Origin of the sequence: Streptomyces nogalater, from assembly GCF_039532885.1 — a bacterium.
In the GTDB taxonomy this organism is placed as follows: domain Bacteria; phylum Actinomycetota; class Actinomycetes; order Streptomycetales; family Streptomycetaceae; genus Streptomyces; species Streptomyces nogalater.
On the sequence record NZ_BAAASM010000030.1, the window covers coordinates 16,727 to 34,614 of the forward strand.

Below are 17,888 nucleotides of genomic sequence, written 5' to 3' on the forward strand. Positions count from 1 at the left end.
CCCCACGTCGGGCGAGCCCTCAGGTGAGCGCCCCAGTTCGTCGAAACACCGTTCGAGGCCGGTGGAAGCTCACCGTCGGCGCCACCTGGGCCCCTGCCGGTGGCCGCAAGTCCGGGTTTCGGCCCCCGTGCGCGGACGGAGTGGGCGCCCGGAAAGACAGGTGAGAGGTCGAGCTGGTGACCAGGGGCTCGTCAGCGGCAGGGCACGGTGAGAGTTGCCTTGTTGGCCAGACACATCGACCGTAGACGTGGCGCGGGTATACCGATATCTGTACTCGCGACCCGAGATTTCGACGGAACAGGCAGACAGATTCTTTGCCGCAATAAGCGGAGTGTGGTTCTTCACCGCACACGGGCCGCTGCGGCGTGCTACTGTCGATCTCAGTTGCAGTTGTGGTTCCCGAAACTTCAAGTGCCTCCGGCCCGCCCCTGCGTCGCTGGAAGCGCTTTTGTATATCCGGGTTTTTTCCGGCGGGGTGATCATCGCGGCGACGCGGTGGCCGTGCAGTGCGGGCGCCGATGCACTGCCCCAAAGGAGAAATGACATGGCTGCTGGTACCGTGAAGTGGTTCAACGCGGAAAAAGGCTTCGGCTTCATCGAGCAGGACGGTGGCGGCGCTGACGTGTTCGCCCACTACTCGAACATTGCCGCCCAGGGCTTCCGTGAGCTGCTCGAAGGTCAGAAGGTGAGCTTCGACATCGCGCAGGGCCAGAAGGGCCCGACGGCCGAGAACATCGTTCTCGCCTGACGCTCACGCGCACTTTGTAGCTGGGGCCCGCATCCTTCGGGGTGCGGGCCCCAGCTGCTCGCGTTTCCCGCAGCGCTTTCGCCTGCGGGCGACCACCAGCAAACCCGTGGGCTTACCGCACACGGAGCATCCTTCAGGGGGTGCAGAAGCAACGCTTTACAGCCGCACTACGGCGGACGCCCGGGCACTCGGCTCTTGCTTCCAGGTTGAGATTCGCACTCCACAAATCCTTGGGGTTGTCCGGATGTATGCCCGGAGTCTGCACGCTCGGGATAGGGGCAGTTCCGGCGAGCGCGTCGAGAGCTGTGATCTGAAATTCTATTGACGACACAAGGGGGCTTTTCTTGTCATGTTCGGACGTCATTCGTGAACTGCATCGACCAAAGAATTCCCCACCTTTCCCCAAAAGTGCCGCACTGCCGGTCACGTGCCCTGGTTCATGGTCCAGTAAGTAATGTGGGCGTCAAGGAGAATTACTGATCCACCATTGGCCATCGGGCAAATCTGCCGGGAAACGCGTGGCGTGTCGAGCGCTGTGTGCATGGATGCTTAGAGCCCGTAACACGATCATGGGCGGGCGTTCTTGAGACGTCTCCAGCAGATGAGGCCGCAGGCCAGGGAGACGAAGGCGTCGTGCAGGTCGAGGCGTCTTTCCCAGCGAACGGCCAGGCGCTTGAAGTAGTGCAGGAGCGAGAAGGTCTGTTCAACGACGTAGCGGAGCTTGCCCAGGTCCTTGATGTTCGGGGCGCCCTTGCGGGAGATCACCGGCAAAATGCGGCGTCGGCGCAGCTCACGCCGATTGCGGTTGCTGTCGTAGCCCTTGTCGCCCAGTAGCGCGTCGGGGCGCCTGCGCGGACGGCCCGGCTTCCCGGCGACGGGCGGGATGCCGTCGACCAGGGCCAGGGTCTGAGTGACGTCGTTGACGTTGGCCGCGGTGGTGATGACCTTGAACGGGGTGCCCTTCCCGTCGCAGATCAGGTGGTGTTTACTGCCCGTCTTCCCGCGGTCGACCGGCGACGGGCCGGTTGCCTCGCCCCCTTTTTGGCGCGGACGTGGGAGGCATCCACGCACGCCCGGGTCCAGTCCAGGGCGTCGGCCGCATGGAGTTCGGCGAGCAGGATGCGGTGCAGTTGGTCGAAGACGCCGGCCTCGTGCCACCGGCCCAGCCGACGCCAGCAGGTCTGTCCCGAGCCGAATCCCAGCTCCAGTGGCAGCAGTTGCCAGCTGATGTCGTTGTAGAGCACGTACAGGATGCCCTGCAGGCACCGTCGGTCATCGACCGGCTTCGGGCCGGGCGCCTTCTGCGGCCAGGGCGGCAGCAACGGCTCGATCAGCGCCCACAGTTCATCCTCCACGATCCACGGTCGACTTCCCACACCTCACGAACGGCGTAATCGTCGTACCGGTCACGCCCCACCAGCACACATCCACAAGATCGTATGACGAGCTCTAAGAGAGCATCTGATCTAGGTAGTTGGTGTTCTGGGATGGTTTTGTGACTGGTGGCGTTGGCGGTCGTTGCACGGTGCATGAGTGCTCGTCGTCCGTACCGCAGTGATGTGTCCGACGCCCGCTGGGCCTTGATCGAACCGGTCTTCAGCGCCTGGCGGGCGGGACGTACCGGACCGGGCACGGCAGCTCGGGTGCACGATCTGCGGGAGATCGTCAACGCGATTCTCTATGTCAACCGCACCGGCATCCCGTGGGAGTATCTGCCGCACGACTTCCCGCCGTACAAGACCGTCTACGACTACTACGCGAAGTGGGAAGCCGACGGCACCACCCAGCAGGTCCACGACCTGTTGCGGGACAAGACCCGGCGGGCTCACGGCCGCAGTCCGGAGCCCACCGCGGCCGTGGTGGACGCGCAAAGCGTGAAGACCTCGGCGAACGTCGCCGAGACCGACCAGGGCATCGACGCCGGCAAGAAGATCAAAGGGCGCAAACGTCATGTGATCACGGACACGCTCGGTCTGGTGCTCGCCGTCCTCATCACTGCCGCGAACGTCCACGACACCGCCGGCGGCAAGCTCCTGCTCGACGACCTGGCCGCGGCCCATCCCAGCGTGACCAAGGTCTGGGCCGACGGCGGTTACCAGAACAGCATCTTCAACCACGGCGCAGGACTGGGCATCGACGTCGAGGTGGTACAGCGGTCACACGCGAGGGGGTTCGAGCCGCTCCCGAAGAGGTGGGTGATCGAGCGGACATTCGGCTGGCTGATGCAGCACCGCCGTCTGGCGCGGGACTACGAAGCTCTCCCACAGCGATCCCGGACGATGATCCACTGGGCGATGGCAAACAAAATGTCCCGCGAGCTGACCGGAGAATCCACACCAACCTGGCGAATCGAAACGGACATCTCATGCACAGCGGCGTGAACGTTGATCAGATGCTCTCTAAGCGAGCAACAAGTGCCCGTGGTCGGCCAGCGCCACGGCCAGCCACGAGCGGTACAGCGTGACCTCCCGGGCGTGCGTGGCGTCGTACCGTCCCAGCACGTCCTGAAGCAGCGGCACCGCGCGCAGCGGGCGGCGCAGCTCGGTGAACACCCGGGCGTCCATGACCTCCAGCTCCTCGCGGTTCACCCAGTACGCCCACGTCGGAGCCGGAGGGCCGTCCGTGGTGTCCAGGGCGGCGTGCGCCTCCCCGAGCGCCCGCAGGGCCGGTTGTGCCTCCCCGGCACGCGTATGCGCCCACGCCACGCGATCGAGGAACAGGGCGCGCGTCGTGGCCGGAGCGTCCGGCCCGGCCTCCGCAACGGCCGCCTTCGCCAACTCCAGGCCCTCCCGCTCCCGGCCGCTGTTCGTCAGGTGGTAGCCGAGGCTGCCCGCGAGCTGTGCCACCAGCGGCGCGTCCCCGGCCTGGCGGGCGGCCGAGAGCCCGAGCCGGTAGGCGTGCTCCGCGTCCTCACCGTGCCCGGCGTCGGAGGCGATCCACCCGGCGATCTGGCCCAACTCCCCGATCTGTACGAGCAGTCCGCGCCCCGTCTCCTCGGAGTGGTCGGACTCGCGGTACAGCCGGACGGCGGCGCGCAGCTCACGGAAGGCGGGGGCGATCAGGTCCCGCCGGACAGCACGTCGTCCGCGAGCCGGAGGCCGTGCACGCGGGCCGCCAGACCCTCCACGGTGGTGGCGCCGATCCGACGGCCGCAGGGGGCCGCCAAGGGCTCCAGTGCATCCCCGTCGGGCAGCAGGTCTGCGAGGGTGGCCGCGACCCCGGGCAGTCTGGCCTGAGCGTCCCCCCGGGCGTACGCGGCTGCTTGCTCCAGCTCACGCAGCGGCACGCCGAGTACCTGGGCGAAGGTGGGTAGCCACACGTCCGGGATGCGCTTCCCGCGCTCCCACCGGGAGACCTCGTTCCGCGTGATCGACTGGGCGCCAGACACGGCGCACAGCACGGCGGCGAACTGCCGCTGCGAGCGGCCGGAGTCCCGCCGCAGACCGGAGAGGCAGGCGCCGAACTCGCGGCGTCGCTCGGTGGTGTCGCTCATGGTGAGTGGCCCCCTTCCGTATCTAGTGTTGCCCCTCCCTGGCCCCCTGGTTGGCTCCTCCGCACGATCACGCCCCCCGGTTACCTGAACGCGAAGCGCCCCGGCGACCGCGCGAACGGCCCCGGGGCTGGCCGATCTGAAGGAAGCAGACCGACATGCCGCAACCTGCAACCCGGGCCCGCCAGACCGGGCACCCCGGGTACAGCGAGACCCTGCCGAGGCAGCCCGAGAGCGCAGCCACCGCCCGGCGCCTGCTTCGTACCGTCTGTGCTGTCTGGGGACTGGACGACTTGGCCGAGGACGGGGCCCTGATCGTGTCCGAGCTGGTGGCCAACGCCGTGCAGCACGCCCGGCGGGAGTCCATCCGAGTCGTCGTCGACCGTCCCGACGCTGCGCGGGTGCGTGTCGGCGTCGCGGACCTCTCCCGGACGCGGCCGGTGGAGCGCGAAGCGGACGACAACGAAGAGGGCGGGCGCGGCCTGCGTCTCGTGGCGGCGCCGGCCGCCGACTGGGGCACGGATGAGCGGCGCTGGGGCAAGGTCGTATGGGCGGACTTGGAGGGGCGCGGGTGACGACGGGAGAGACCCCCGGCCGCAGTGCGGCCCGCGCCCATCTGTCGCAATTGGTCGAGCTGTTCGGTACGGACGGATGCCTGCGGATCAGTATGGCCCCTGCTGAACCCACCCGCCCGCCGTCGGCGGAGAGCCCGAGGACGACGAGCAGCACTGACTGCCCCAGGGCGCGCGAAGCCCCGGCCGGCGAACTCCACCGGGCCGGGGCTTCGCCGTCTCACACAGGTCTCACGGACTGCACGGACTGACGCGGATTTTGTGGCGCTGACCTGGACGTTTCTGCACTCCCTGGATCTCACGGACCCCCTGGACGGTGTTTCGTTCACTGGGGGTCAAGGGGTCGCAGGTTCAAATCCTGTCGTCCCGACTCGTGAGAGTCGCAGGTCAGGGCCGGTTTCGGAGACATCCGAAACCGGCCCTCGGCCGTTTCCGGGGACCGGTTGGGGACCAGTGCTCCCTTGACCGGTGTCAGCGGGTCATGACGATCGGGCCGGGGAGCGAGCGGGGAGCGCGGACCGCGCTGAGGTGTGCGGAAAGTGTCGCGCCGGCGGCGGTGATCATTCCCCCGATGGAACTGCTCCGCAGCAACGGCACCATCGCCGACTTCGCCCGCAGCATCCACACCCGCCTCGGCCTCAACCGTCGAACGGGGCTTCCCCGATGCTGAGGTCGACGACGCTCCCCTACGCCACAGCCGTGGGGGAGCGCCCCTCCACGACCATGCTGACGCAGGTGACCGAGCGGCTGAAGTTCCTGGTGGCCTTCCGCCCCGGGCAGATCGGCCCGACGCTGTCGGCGCAGATGGCGCGACCTACCAACGGCAGTCGCTCGGAAGGCTGTTGCTGAACGTGGTCACCGGCGGCGAATCCACCGAACAGCGCGCGTACGGCGACTTCCTCGACAAGGACCAGCGGAACGCCCGCACCGGGGAGTTCCTCGACATCGTGCGGCGACTGTGGGCGGGCGAGACGGTCGACCACCACGGCGAGCACCTGCGCATCGAGGGCGCCAGGTTGAGCCGATTGCCGGAACCGGCGCCGCGCATCTACTTCGGCGGCTCCTCGCCCGCGGCCGGCGAGGTGGCGGCACGGTACACGGATGTGTACCTGACCTGGGGGAGCCGCCGCAGCAGGTGAAGCAGAAGATCGACTGGGTACACTCGCTGGCCGCCGCGCAGGGCCGGCGGGTGCGCTTCGGCATACGCCTGCACACCATCAGCCGGGACACGTCGGCGCAGGCGTGGGCCGAGGCCGAGCGGCTGCTCAAGGCCATGGACCCCGCACGCATCAGGGAGGTGCAGCAGGGCCTCGCGACCAGCGAGTCCGAGGGGCAGCGGCGGATGCGCGAGCTGTACGACAGCGGTGACACCGGCAACCTGGAGATTTATCCGAACCTGTGGGCGGGCATCGGCCTCGTCCGCGGTGGCGCGGGCACGGCACTGGTCGGCAGCCACACGGAGGTCGCCGACCTGATCGAGGAGTACCACCGCCTCGGCATCGAGGAGTTCGTGCTGTCCGGGGTGCCGCACCTGGAGGAGGCGTACTGGTTCGGGGAAGGTGTTCTGCCGGTACTGGCGAAGCGCGGTCTGTGGCGGTATCCGGGAGGTCCGCGCACCGTCGAGGCGGGCATCGTCCCGTTCGCCGCCCGATGAGCACGGCGTCCGCGGCCCCACGGGAACCGAAGGCGGTCCTGCCGGCCGGCCTGCTGGGCACCATCGAGCAGCCAGGGCAGCAGCTGCCCAATAGCCGCACCGATTCCCTGCGGCCAAACCGGCACTCATGGTGACCGTGCCAACGGTGGCGAGGCAGAGAGCGAGGCCACCGATCAGCGAACCGCAGGAGCCGGGTGGCAGCGCCTGAAGGAACAGCAGCGTCGCCGACCGAGCCGGCCCCCTCGCCGCGCTCGCCCGCACCGGCGCTTCGGCCGCCGACGGCGAGCCGCAGTCCGCCGGCCGTCTGACCCAAGTCGCCCCGGCCACCACCGGCACACTCGCCGTCCGGCTGGAGCGCAGGCAGCGGTCTGGCGCCCGCCGAACTGGCCGAAGCAGGGGCAGACGTGGGCGCGGACGACTCGCGGTGAGTGCGGTCGCCCCCGTAGTGCCCGCGTGGTACAGGCGACCGGCCGCGGCACCCGGTAAGACGACCTGACGGCCGGCCCGGGGCCACGTCGACTGCGTACCGCGTGGAGCGCGACGTCTGCGCTGCCGGGGGCGCCGCGGCCGGTGCCCCAGTACAGCGTAAGTTGATCTTTTGCCAACGAAGGCTGACTGCAAGCGAGGATTGATGAGCCGCCGTATATCTCAAGGCGCACTGGTCGTCGGCTCGATCGGCGTTCTGATCACCATCGTGGACGTGATCGGGGCGGGGCGCCTGGAGCCGCACGATGCCTTCCCCGCCCTCGTCGCGCTTGGCGCGGGTGGTGACCTGCTCAAGGAGCGGCGTCCCAGGGCTGCGAAGGTGCTGCACGCCGTGGCGTCGGTCCTGCTGGTCAGCGCCGGATCCGTCGCGGGCGCCCGGGCGTGGACCGCGTTCTTGAGGGAGGCGACCTATGACTGGCTCGACCTCGCACTCGGGGTCCTGGTCGTGCTTTACGTCGCTGTCGGCGCCGGTCACCAACTCGCGCGCCTGTCTCGCAGAGCATCGAAGTCTCGTAGGAGTACCAGTACTCTGACCGAATAGTGCCGGAATCGGTCAGACTTCGTTGACGATGGAGCTCAGCTGTCCGGTGTCGCTGAACCTCGACCGTCTCGAAGGGCCTCGCTGCGTAGCGCGCACCGAAGTCAGGGCGTCGACCGTCGGCCTCGACGCGGGGCCCCGCCCGCGTTCGGCGGGCCCCGCTTGGCGCTCCGTGCCCGACCGCGGCTACTATTGGCGGCACGTGCGGCCGAGGTGTGGGGCGTCGTGTTGTCGGTGCCGAAGCCACGTCGAGGATGGCGGTGCCCGCGGTCGGCGGGGCCGAGCCGATGTGTACGGTCGGGCATCCGACCCCGTCTCGGCACCCGGCCTGGGGCCCGGCGGGCACACGTGTGAGACTCGGGGCATGATCCGTACCGCGACCCCCGCCGACATTCCCGTGATCCATACCCTGATTCGCGAGCTCGCCGAGTACGAAAAGGCACTGGATGAGGCCAGGGCGACGAAGGAACAGCTCACCGAGGCCCTGTTCGGCGAGCGCCCCGCCGCCTACGCACACGTGGCCGAGGACGCCGACGGCGAGGTCGTGGGCTTCGCGCTGTGGTTCCTCAACTTCTCCACCTGGCGGGGCGTGCACGGCATCTATCTGGAGGACCTGTACGTCCGCCCCGAGGCCCGCGGTGGCGGCCACGGCAAGGCCCTGTTGACGGAGCTCGCCCGCATCTGTGTCGCACGCGGCTACGAGCGCCTGGAATGGTCGGTCCTGAACTGGAACCGCCCCGCGATCGACTTCTACGAGGCACTGGGCGCCCGCCCCCAGGACGAGTGGGCGGTGTACCGGCTCACGGGCGAAGCGCTGAATGCCCTGGGAGATCAGGGCGGCCGGCCGTAGCCGAGTCCCTCCGGCCGGAACTCGCGGGTGGGTGTTCGTGTCCGTGCCGGTAAGAACATCTGACATGAGGTGCGGCACCCACCCTCTTCCGAGCATCGTGCAAGCCTGTGCAGGCCCGCTGTCCGAGCGAGGACCCGGCGCTGCCGCACCTGCTCCTCGAGACCGGGCGGTGCTGGAGCCGTTGTTACCGAAGGGTGGCAGGGCGGGGCGGCCCCCGTGTGGCCGCGGCGGCGGTTGATCGACGGCATACGGTTCCGGACTCGGACCGGTGTGCCGTGGCGGGCAGCGCCCGCCGGACGCGGGCCGTGAGGCGGGGGCTAGTACTGCGACCGTGCTTGCCGTGACCGGGGCCGGGTCGGTCGGCGGTGTGGTTATGGGTGGCGGCCTTGCTGATGTCAGGTTGTGGACGGGTGAACTGGACGCGGCGCCTAAGCGGTTCGTGCACCGTTTCAGCAGGTGGGAGCCGTGGGAGCCGGCACTGGCTTATTGGCGGGGCCTGATCGCTCCGCTGCAGCGGAAGAACGGCTGGACGCCGGCGGAGGAAGCCATACGGGCCCGGACCGCATCCACCTCGCCCGCGTCTCTGCGCGCCAGCGGCTTCTCACCGAGGGACTGCTTCCCGACACCCCGCACGTCGTGGTCGGCGTCGTGCAGTTGAGTCCGTCTCCGGAGCCACCAGGCCAATCGGAGATGGCCCTGCGCGGCTCGCTCGAACGCTTCTGCCATGGCTTGGGCAAGCAGCGACTCGTTGAGCGCCGCATCAGGAAGGCGCAGGAGTACGGCGAGCTCGCCCAGCGTCTCGTAGCTGGCCATGTTCTCCGGGTGGGGCATCCGGCGCGCGGCGCGGGCAGCGACGAGTGCTTCGTCGTACGAGCTCCGCGCTTCAGCCAGGCTGCCCTGGACACCGCCCACCCCGACCACCGGAGCAGTGGACGCGTCAAGGTACGTACGCAGCGTTTCGAGAATGCTGGTGGCCTGGTCGGCGAGTTCGCTCTCGTCGACCGGCCGGGTGTAGCACTGCAAAAGGACCGCGCTGTCCGGGGTGATGGCCATGATGCCGGTCGTCCCCGAGCGCGTGATGGCCGCCTCCGCACCGCCGGTGATCACGACGTCGCACAGCCCGGGGCGCAGGAGCCGGTGAGCCGCGCCCACACCGGCCGGGGGCGCCGCCGCTCGAAGGGGGCCGCACGGAACGCCCTCACCAGGTCACCCTCGCGGAGACGACATGCACGAGGTGCGCCACCGTATCCCGCGTAGCGATCCTGGCCTGGTCCGGATCGATGCCCAACCCCGTCTCCGCTCTGTGGGCGCCGGCGATCCGATCCGCTGGGGCTGACCCGCTGAGTGCTCGGCCCCACCACCTCGCCGCGGCGATCAGGAGCACAGAAGGCGCGAAGGTATGGCAGACCCCGTGGTGAGGATGTCCGTATAGAGGGGCTCCCAGTCGGGGAGGTGGCGTATGCCTGAACCACTCCTAGGAAGGAAGAGGGGCCGGGTCCCCGGCGTGGCCGCGTGTCAGCCGTCGAGCGAGGCGGAAGGCGCGTCCCCGTTCTGGGCCTGGCGGGCCCGCTTGGCGAGCACCGTGGCCAGGTCCCGGATCGCGTCCTCGTCGATGCCGCCCTTGTCCGTGGCAGCCGTCTCGGTCCACAGCAGCGTCGTGCCGACCCGGGCCTGGGTCACGGCGCCGGGCTCGCCGCGGAAGCCGGAGGTGCCGAACCGGGCGTCGCGCTCGTCACCGACCGGGCCGATCCCGAACGTCCTGGCCCGCTGCCCCGCCCTCTTGCCGTAGTAGCCCTCCCAGAGCACGTCGTACGCCTCCCGGGCGGCCTGTTCGCTGTCGTAGGCGACGATCAGAAAGGTGACGGTGGCGGCGTTGTCGTCGTGCCGGAAGGTCGAGGCGCCGAAGAAGCGGGAGTTGTCGCAGCCCGCGTTGCCCTTGATGGGGCAGGCCGTCGAACGGTACAGCTTGTCCATCCCGACGGCCGTGGGCCGAGCGGACTCCGTCCAGCCCGGCATGGCGTCGCCGTCCGGCAACGCCTCCCGTACCTGTTCCTTCGTCAGCGCCACCGCCTTGCCGTTCCCGCTGCCGCTCTCCGCGCCACCGCCGCAGCCGGCCAGCAGCAGTGCCGCCGCGATCGCCACGCCCCACCGGTAGTTCCTCATGGTCATGCCACCACCCCTCCGGTGGTGATCCTATGCGGAGCGCCTCGGCGCGGAAGGCGCCGCCCAGGGAACCAACGGGGCGACGCCGGGGAAGGCTTCGTGGGTTACCTGCTCGTGCACGCGTTCCTGGTCGCCGGTCGGCAGGCGTACGTGCCTGCCGGTGGCCGCCGGGGCCGGTAGGCGGTGGCCAGTACGGAGACGGTGACCTGGTAGGGCAGGAGGCCGTCGGCGTCCAGGGCTGTACGGCTCACGTGGTGTGCGCTCGGTGTCATGGCCACCAGGTCCAGGGCGTCCGGCCCGGCCAGGGGCACGGAGTACTCGACCCGTTCGGTGGTCACGGCCTCGAAGAAAGGGTTCAGTGCCCGGTGCAGGCGCTGTTCCTTGGCCGGGTCGACCGTGACCATCGCGGGCACCCGGCCGCGCAGTTCGGCCAGGTGCCCGTCGGTGGGGCGGACCACGATCAGCCGGCCGGCCGGGCGCAGCACACGGTGGAACTCGGCGGGGTTGCGCGGGGCGAACACGTCCAGCACGACATCGGCCACCTGATCGGCCAGCGGGAAGGGCCGGAAGACGTCCCAGGCGACCGCGGCGGCCCGATGGTGGGCACGGGCGGCGGAGCGCAGCGCGCGCACCGAGGTGTCCAGGCCCAGGCCGCGGGCGCCGGGCAACCGGTCGAGTACGCCGGCCAGGTAGTAGCCGGTGCCGCATCCCACATCCACCACCGTCGCCTGTCCGGATATGGAGTCGGCCGCCAGGCGGGCCCCGGCCCGGCGGATGGGCGCGTAGGCGCCGGTGGACAGGAACCGGTCCCGGGCCTGGACCATGGCCGCGTCGTCGCCGCTGGTGGCGCGGGTGCCGGTCAGCAGGGCGGCGTAGCCGTGGCGGGCGATGTCGTAGGCGTGACCCGCCGGACAGCGCAGCGCGCCGCGGCCGGGGTGCAGGCGGCGCGTGCGGCACGCCGGGCAGCGCAGCAGATCGAGGGAGAGTCCGAGGGCAGGGGGAAGCGACACAGGCACAGGGCACTCCTGGCAAGGGGGAAGGGAAGAGACCGTGCCTGCACACGCGCTCGGAGCGTCACCGCCTCGGGAAGGAACGGGCGGCGAGGGAACGGGCGGCGTCGGAAACGCGGTTCACGGAGCAGGCACACCGAAGAGGGCGGTGCCGTCCGGCAGCGCCCTCAACGCCTTCCGGTCACAGAAAGCAGTAGTGCGGGGTGCTCATGAACGCCATGTCATGAGTCTACGCGCGGGGGCGAAGCCGCCGACGGCGACTGTCGGTGCCGGGCCCTAGGCTCGTAGTCCGGGAGAAGGGGGAAGTCCGTGCGCGACCGCATGCTGACAGCCGACGTACCTCTCGGGCCGTTCGAGGGCACCGGGATCACCGTCTACTCGGCGAAGGGCAGGAACGCCAGACTGCATGTCCGCAGCGACTGCGGCCTGCTCCGCACCGCCAACGTGACGACGGCCGAGGTGCCGTTGAACGCGGAGGTGGTGGACAGGTTCTGCTCGGGTTGCGCGGACTGGGGACCGAGCGTGCGGCCGACATCGGGTTTGGGCGTCTTCATGGGAGCGCTCGGCGGAGCGGGACTGCTTTACCAGCTGGGGGCTTATGCGGAGCCGGACGAGGACGCGTACTGGACCCAGGAGGAGGTGCGGGCCGCGGCCGGGCTCCTGCGGTCGGAACGGGACGCCGGGGACGAGGGCGACGAGGGCGACGGGCGGTGGGAAGCGCGTAGGGAGGCCGACGCCTTGCGGGAGCGGGTCTTGTCCCACTGGCGTCATGCCGCGGGGAGTCTTCACCGAGCGCAGACCGCCATCGCCCACTTCCCCTGGCTGACGGAGTGGGCGCGGCCGAAGGTGCTGGCGAAGGAGAACTACCTTCAGACCGTGCGGGCGCAGGCGGCCCTCTTCGTGGATCCGGCCGGCCTCGTCGTAGCCGCTGCGGCCGCGGCACTGGACACGCCCCCGTTGCCCGTGGACGATCCCGCCTTCGCGGTGCTGGGCGACCGCGGCCGGATCTTCGCACGCCTGAGCGCTCTGTGGCGCGGGTGGCAGTACTCCGCCGCACAAGGCTCGGAGCGACCCGCATCGCGGGCGATCAGGCGTTATGACCTCGTCGAGGACATCAGATCGCGCAAGAAGGGGCGCGAAGAAGCTCTGGAAGGGGCCGCCCGTCTGATCCGGTCCTGGGAGGAGGAGGCCCGCGCGGCTGCCGCGACGACGGACGCGACTCCGGCGGAGTGGGTCACGGCGCGTCTGCCGGAGCGTCCTGAGGAACCTTCGCGCAGGGGCGTGTCCGGAGTTCTGGACGATCTGGACGAGTGGACCCTCGGGGTGCTCCTGACGTGGACCGTGACCGCCGACTGGAGCCGAGGCGCCCTGACGCTGAAAGTCCCCACCCTCGTCGCCGACAGGCTCCTCGCCTCCTCAGGCCCGCTCGCGTGCGAGCGGGGAACCGGAACGGCGCCGGCCGAGGCCGTCCCCGGGGAACGGCCCGGCTTCGTACGGCCCGGGGTCTTCGACGACACCCCGGTCTTCGACCGCCGGCCGGTCACCCGCGCCCACCTGCGGGCGCTGCGGACCTTCTCGTACGCCGCCGACCAGCTGTACATCGTCTTCTCGTCGGGTGGGGGAGCGGAAGTCCTCCCGCTCGACGCCATCGAAAGACGCGTCGAACGGGGCTGGCACGGTGTCATCGTCGCCGGCGCGTCGGACCTCCCCGAAAGCGTCATCGGTCCGTGGCTCAAGGACGTCGGACTTTCGCCGGAGGCCGAGGAGGGGACCCACCCGGGCCACGACGGCGCCGGGGAGGACGACCGTTTCGGCGCCGACGCGGGCCTCGCGGCGGGGGCCCGGGCCGCCGTCCGGTGGGCGTATGACGAGCGTGCGAAGGAGCACACTCTGCGGACGCTCGCCATGGCACGCGGCGTTTCGGACTTGCGGAGCCTCGACACCGGCCGCCCCGGCGCGCTGCCGGTCGCGGTCTGGCAGGGTCTGCTCACGCCCGGCCCGCTGGACTTGAGACCGTTCCGGCTGCCCGGCGCGGGCCGTCGTCGCGGCGGCAGCGGCATACCGCTGGGCGTGCTGGGACCGGTGCAGATCTACGCCACGAACGCGGATCCCGCGTTCGAAGGCAAGGGTCACTCACCGTTCTGCCGCCACACGGGGGAGCGGGGGCTCGCGCACACCGACGATCTCCTGAGTGTGTCCGACCTGCTGGCCCGTGACGACTGGGACTGGTGCAGCAAGTGCGGCGGCTACGCCGCGCGCCGGCTGACCGACACCCAGCTCTCCTACTACCGCGCCGCCCACCGACTCCACCACATCGCCGGCCGGCTCGGCGACGAGCGCACCCACCACGCCCCCGTCGCACCGGATGCCCTGATCAAGCAGCTGGACGAGCTCGCGGCCCGGGGGCCCGACGGCCACGAGTACGGCGACTGGGAGGGCTCCCGGCGGTGGCGTGCGATCGTCGACGACCTTCGGGACCGGGCCGAAAGGCGGCGACTCGACACCGCCCCCTGATGCGCCGCCCCCCGGCCGGGGGCGGCGTACCCCGGGCGTGGAAGTGCCGTTCACGGCCACTCGTCGAAGCACTTCGGCCCCGGGGGGACGGCGGGGCCGGCCACGGGCGTGGGATGGCCGGATGCCGTCACTCGTCGGTGGGATCGCCTGTGCGTAGGGCCCGGTGATCTCTACGGTGGGCGGGAACCGTCCGGAACGTGGGGGAGTGCTGTGGAAGCGGAGATCCTGGCCCTGGCAGGCATGGGCGCGAGCAGTCTCGTGACGCTGGCCCTGCAGGACGTGTGGGGGTGGGGAAGGAGACGCTTCGCGACGCTGCTCGGCCGGGGCGCGCCCGCGGACGAGGCGGCGGCGGAGGAGGAACTGGAGCGGACCCGGCAGGAGTTGCTGGACGCCCGGCGCGCCGGTGACGAGGACACCGCCGACGCCGTAGAGGAAGCGTGGGCCCAGCGGCTGCAGGACTTCCTGGGCGCCCACCCCGAGGCCGGGCACCGGCTGCGGGAGGTGGTCGCGGCGACGATCGAGCGCAGCCCCGCACCGGTCGCGCTCGGCCACATCCTGCACTACGTCAACAACGTCCCCGTCTTCCAGGCGATGAACGACCACTGGGCACGCTGCGCCGAGGCCCGCGCGACCACCGCGATGTTCCTGTGCGGACTGCCCGGTGTCGGCAAGCGGACCACGCTCCGCCGCTGGCTCCAGTCCCGCCGAGGCGACCTGCCCGGCGAGCTGCTCCAGGCCGACCTCGCCCGGGACGAACGCGGACGCCCCGCCGACCCGGCGGCCCTCCTGGAGCGCTGGCTCGACCAGCTCGGCGTGGCCCGGGAGGACCGCCCGGCCGACACCGACGCGAAGGCGGCCCTGGTACGGCGGCACCTGCGGTCCCGGCCGGCCGTCCTGGTCCTGGAGAACGTGAGCAGGCCCGCCGAGGTCAGGCCCCTGCTCCCCGACTCCGCGGGGCACGTCGTCCTGATGACCGGCCAGCGGGTGCCGGCCGGCCTGGACGCCCTGCTGGACTTCGAACCGGTGGAGATCGCCCCGCTGAAGGACGAACACGCCCTGGAACTCCTGCTGAAGGTCAGCCGCAGCACCGAACACCCCGACCGGCTGCGGCCCATCGTCCGGCACCTGGGCGGTCTGCCGCTGGCCCTGCGCCTGGTCGCCGGGCAGCTCAGGACGCCGGTGCCGGGCACCCTGGAGGACATCACCGCCCGGCTCGCCGACCGGACCACACGATGGGAACTGCTCGCCGTGGACGACACCCACGACCTGCCCGGCGCACTCGACCTCGCCTACGAACGCCTCGGCGCCGACGCGGCCCGCCTCTACCGGCGCCTCGGCACCCTGCCCCGCACCGACATCCACCTGGACACCGTGCACGCCCTCACCCCGGACCGGGAACCGGCCACCGCCCGGCGCGGCCTGCACGAACTGCTCTCCGCGCGGCTGGTGGAGCGCGACGGCGTGGACGCCTACCGCCTGCACCCCCTCGTCCACGACCACGCGGCGGCCCGCGCCGAGCGGGAGGACACCGACGCCGAACGCGACGCCGTGACGGGCTGGTTCGTCCGCCATCTGCGGCAGACGGCCGAGGCCGCCGAGGCGGCGCTGTCCTCCCGCTGGCGCCACGACCCGGGCCACGCCTACCCGGACGTACGGCGCACCCCCGAGGAGGGCGCCCGCGCCGAACGCGAACTCGCCCGGCGCCGCGACGGGTTGCTCGCCGCCGTCCGCCTCGCCCACGCCACCGGACGGCAGGAGGAGGCGTGGCGGCTGTGCCAGGCGCTGTGGACGTTCTACCTGCGCACCGGCAGTCACGCCGAGTGGATCGAGTCCCACGAGACCGGCCTCGCCGCGGCCCGCGCCGACGGCGACCGGCTGGCCGTGGCGCGCATGCACTACCAACTGGGCTTCGCCCGCCTGGACCGGTGGAGCCTCGCCGAGGACGACCCGCGCCGGGCCCGCGAACACCTCGACGCGGCACGGGAGTCGGCACGCGGCGCCGGCGCCGTCCCGGGCGAGGGCGAGGCCCGTACGGAGTCCAGCGCGCTGGAGGCGCTCGGGCTGCTGGAGCTGAAGCTGGGCCGCCCGGGGCAGGCCCTCGATCTCCTCACCAGGGCCGAGACGGCGCTCGGCGGTCTCGCCCACCCGCGCGGGCGCGCCCTGCTCGCCTACCACAAGGGCGCCGCGTACACCGCGCTGGGCCGGCACGACGACGCCGAACGGACGCTGCGCGAGGTCCGCGAGCGGTTCCGGCGGCTGGGGGACGGGCCGGACATCGCGCTCAACATCGGCAAGACCTGGCTGCGGTACGCACAGGACCGGCTGGCCTGCGACCGGCCGGAGGAGGCGCTGCGGGCGCTGGACGAGGCGATCGCCGGCATCGACAAGGGCGGCTCCGGGTACTTCCTCGCGGTGGCCCGCCTGCTGCGGGGCGACGTTCACCGGCGGTTGGGGGACGCGCACCGGGCGGCCGCCGACTGGGCCGCCGCCGGCACGCTGTTCGAACAGGCCCGCAGCCCGCGCGCGGAGGAGGCCCGGCGCCGCCTCCGCCACAGCCCCGTGGGTTCAGCGGACGGTGAACTCGACTAGCCCGGCCTCCGGATGATCACCGGCCCGCACGGTGAGGCGCGCCCGGGTGCCGGGCCGGAGCGGGACCGGGCCGGACCGCACCCAGGCGTGCGCGGCCGAGGCCGCGACGGCGAACGACGCCCAGGCCGGGCGCGCGGTCCAGCGGGCCTGGAGCCGGGTGCCGTCGGCGAACAGCGCCGTACAGCCGTGACCGGCCTCCTCGACGGCCACCAGACCGCACCCCGGGAAACGCCGGGGGAGGGAGGACCCGCTCACCTCGTCCGGGAGCAGTCCGCGCTCGGCGGGCACCAGCAGCACGTCGGCGGAGCGCGGCCAGCGGGGGTCGGGGTCGTCGGGGTCGGCGGCGAGATGGGCGTCGGCGAGGTGCCGGCTCTGGGCGCGCTGCGCCGCGGCCGGGAAGCGCCGGATCCGGACGGTGACACCGCCGCCGGCCCCGGCCCCGGTGGCGGTGGCGGTGACGAGGGTGGCCGGCAGATGGGGGAGCCGGGGCGTGGCGGGGCCGGGGGAGGGGACCGGTATCGCGCGGGTGGCCGCCGGGTGCGCGGGCTCCGGCAGCTTCAGCCAGGTGTAGAACAGCCGGCGCAGTCGCCGGGCCGACTCGCCGGGCGCCGATGTCACGCTCTGCCGGAGCGTGGCCAGTTCCGGGTCGTCCGGCTGGATGCGGGCCGCGTGCAGCAGCTGGGGGAGCAGGGGTACGGCGCGCGAGACGCGGGGGAGGAGCCGGCCGAGGCGGTGCATGGGGGAACCGGGGGCTACGGTGGAGTCGCCGAAGGCGCCCAGAACGCACGGAATTCCCAGGGCGACGCCGTACAGGGTGAGCGATCCGTGGTCGCCGATGAGGAAATCGGCCGCGCACAAGGCGGCTTTCCAGGTCTCGGTCTCCGGCGCCGGGAGCAGCAATCCGGATTCGGTCAGCGGGGCGAGCCAGTGGTGTATCTGCCAGGCCCCGTGCCCGTACCAGGCATTGGGGTGCACGGCGGCCAGCACGCGGAATTCGTCGGCCGGGAGTTCGGCGAGCGCACGGCGCAGCACCTCCGCACCGGGGGCGCCGAGGACCGAGTCACGGCCCCAGGTCGAGGAGACGACCACCAGGCGCTGGCCGGGCCGCAGTTCGAGGGCACGCCGGTACGCCGCCCGGAAGGGCAGTCCGGCGCTGAGCTGGTCCAGGCAGGGATCACCGGCGACGACGGCGCGGGGAACCGCCTCGGGGCAGCCGTCCGCGAGCCGCCGTAGCTGCTCGTCGTGGGACAGTACGATCGCGGCCGGCACGACCC

At 71.4% G+C, this 17,888-nt stretch carries 13 protein-coding genes and 3 pseudogenes; 9 read left to right on the forward strand and 7 right to left on the reverse strand.

Features of this window, described 5'->3' with window-relative positions; all coding sequences use genetic code 11:
• Positions 1-544 precede the first annotated feature (544 nt).
• On the forward strand, positions 545-748 hold the full coding sequence (locus ABD350_RS19850; protein ID WP_344349523.1) for a cold-shock protein: 204 nt from the start codon (positions 545-547) through the stop codon (positions 746-748).
• Positions 749-1,315: 567 nt separating this feature from the next.
• Here ABD350_RS19850 and ABD350_RS19855 read toward each other — a convergent pair.
• Positions 1,316-2,124 (reverse strand): IS5 family transposase gene (locus ABD350_RS19855; RefSeq protein ID WP_344349524.1). Its coding sequence is split into 2 segments (ribosomal slippage): positions 1,316-1,804 and positions 1,807-2,124, totalling 807 coding nucleotides; the frame shifts between segments, so codons are not numbered across the junction.
• A 153-nt stretch (positions 2,125-2,277) separates the two neighbouring features.
• Here ABD350_RS19855 and ABD350_RS19860 point away from each other — a divergent pair.
• Positions 2,278-3,129, forward strand: a complete 852-nt coding sequence (locus ABD350_RS19860) for an IS5 family transposase (protein ID WP_344349525.1) — start codon at positions 2,278-2,280, stop codon at positions 3,127-3,129.
• Between the two features lie 18 nt (positions 3,130-3,147).
• Here the strand turns inward: ABD350_RS19860 and ABD350_RS19865 are convergent, their stop codons facing one another.
• Both ABD350_RS19865 and ABD350_RS19870 read right to left on the reverse strand, forming a co-directional pair.
• On the reverse strand, positions 3,148-3,903 hold the full coding sequence (locus tag ABD350_RS19865) for an NsdA family TPR-like regulatory protein (RefSeq protein WP_486388604.1): 756 nt from the start codon (positions 3,901-3,903) through the stop codon (positions 3,148-3,150).
• On the reverse strand, positions 3,807-4,241 hold the full coding sequence (locus tag ABD350_RS19870; RefSeq protein WP_344349527.1) for a helix-turn-helix domain-containing protein: 435 nt from the start codon (positions 4,239-4,241) through the stop codon (positions 3,807-3,809). Before ABD350_RS19870 ends, ABD350_RS19865 begins: the two co-directional genes overlap by 97 nt.
• 155 nt (positions 4,242-4,396) lie before the next feature.
• Here ABD350_RS19870 and ABD350_RS19875 point away from each other — a divergent pair, with 155 nt between their 5' ends.
• From ABD350_RS19875 to ABD350_RS19895, 5 genes and pseudogenes are all read left to right on the forward strand, one after another.
• Positions 4,397-4,813 carry an ATP-binding protein gene (locus tag ABD350_RS19875; RefSeq protein WP_344349528.1) on the forward strand — a complete coding sequence of 139 codons (417 nt, stop codon included), beginning with the start codon at positions 4,397-4,399 and terminating at the stop codon, positions 4,811-4,813.
• Between the two features lie 839 nt (positions 4,814-5,652).
• Positions 5,653-6,464 (forward strand): annotated as a pseudogene (locus tag ABD350_RS19880) (LLM class flavin-dependent oxidoreductase).
• Positions 6,465-7,095: 631 nt separating this feature from the next.
• Entirely contained in the window at positions 7,096-7,491 is a 396-nt protein-coding gene (locus ABD350_RS19885; RefSeq protein WP_344349529.1) for a hypothetical protein, read from the forward strand.
• Positions 7,492-7,852: 361 nt separating this feature from the next.
• A complete protein-coding gene (locus tag ABD350_RS19890) occupies positions 7,853-8,338 on the forward strand; it encodes a GNAT family N-acetyltransferase (RefSeq protein ID WP_344349530.1) in 486 nt (161 codons plus the stop codon).
• Positions 8,339-8,711: 373 nt separating this feature from the next.
• Positions 8,712-8,908, forward strand: a pseudogene (locus tag ABD350_RS19895) (IS701 family transposase); the annotation flags it as partial.
• A 282-nt stretch (positions 8,909-9,190) separates the two neighbouring features.
• On the opposite strand, the pseudogene ABD350_RS19900 reads toward ABD350_RS19895, so the two are convergent.
• The 3 genes and pseudogenes from ABD350_RS19900 to ABD350_RS19910 all read right to left on the reverse strand — a co-directional run.
• A pseudogene (locus ABD350_RS19900) lies at positions 9,191-9,490 on the reverse strand (PucR family transcriptional regulator); the annotation flags it as partial.
• Positions 9,491-9,853: 363 nt separating this feature from the next.
• On the reverse strand, positions 9,854-10,507 hold the full coding sequence (locus ABD350_RS19905; RefSeq protein ID WP_344349531.1) for a hypothetical protein: 654 nt from the start codon (positions 10,505-10,507) through the stop codon (positions 9,854-9,856).
• 98 nt (positions 10,508-10,605) lie between these two features.
• Complete coding sequence (locus ABD350_RS19910) at positions 10,606-11,517, reverse strand: methyltransferase domain-containing protein (RefSeq protein WP_344349532.1); 912 nt, start codon at positions 11,515-11,517, stop codon at positions 10,606-10,608.
• A gap of 303 nt (positions 11,518-11,820) precedes the next feature.
• Between ABD350_RS19910 and ABD350_RS19915 the strand changes: the two genes are divergently transcribed.
• Positions 11,821-14,025: a hypothetical protein gene (locus tag ABD350_RS19915; RefSeq protein ID WP_344349533.1), complete on the forward strand. Its 2,205-nt coding sequence runs from the start codon at positions 11,821-11,823 to the stop codon at positions 14,023-14,025.
• Between the two features lie 210 nt (positions 14,026-14,235).
• Positions 14,236-16,614 carry a hypothetical protein gene (locus tag ABD350_RS19920; protein ID WP_344349534.1) on the forward strand — a complete coding sequence of 793 codons (2,379 nt, stop codon included), beginning with the start codon at positions 14,236-14,238 and terminating at the stop codon, positions 16,612-16,614.
• Here ABD350_RS19920 and ABD350_RS19925 read toward each other — a convergent pair.
• Complete coding sequence (locus ABD350_RS19925; RefSeq protein WP_344349535.1) at positions 16,591-17,883, reverse strand: hypothetical protein; 1,293 nt, start codon at positions 17,881-17,883, stop codon at positions 16,591-16,593. The genes ABD350_RS19920 and ABD350_RS19925 overlap by 24 nt on opposite strands.
• Positions 17,884-17,888 lie beyond the last annotated feature (5 nt).

Excerpts from the sequence above, each read along its gene's own strand:
- ABD350_RS19850 (WP_344349523.1), top strand. The coding sequence starts at position 545 with ATGGCTGCTGGTACCGTGAAGTGGTTCAACGCGGAAAAAGGCTTCGGC.
- ABD350_RS19860 (WP_344349525.1), top strand. The coding sequence starts at position 2,278 with ATGAGTGCTCGTCGTCCGTACCGCAGTGATGTGTCCGACGCCCGCTGG.
- ABD350_RS19870 (WP_344349527.1), bottom strand. The coding sequence starts at position 4,241 with ATGAGCGACACCACCGAGCGACGCCGCGAGTTCGGCGCCTGCCTCTCC.
- ABD350_RS19875 (WP_344349528.1), top strand. The coding sequence starts at position 4,397 with ATGCCGCAACCTGCAACCCGGGCCCGCCAGACCGGGCACCCCGGGTAC.
- ABD350_RS19885 (WP_344349529.1), top strand. The coding sequence starts at position 7,096 with ATGAGCCGCCGTATATCTCAAGGCGCACTGGTCGTCGGCTCGATCGGC.
- ABD350_RS19890 (WP_344349530.1), top strand. The coding sequence starts at position 7,853 with ATGATCCGTACCGCGACCCCCGCCGACATTCCCGTGATCCATACCCTG.
- ABD350_RS19905 (WP_344349531.1), bottom strand. The coding sequence starts at position 10,507 with ATGACCATGAGGAACTACCGGTGGGGCGTGGCGATCGCGGCGGCACTG.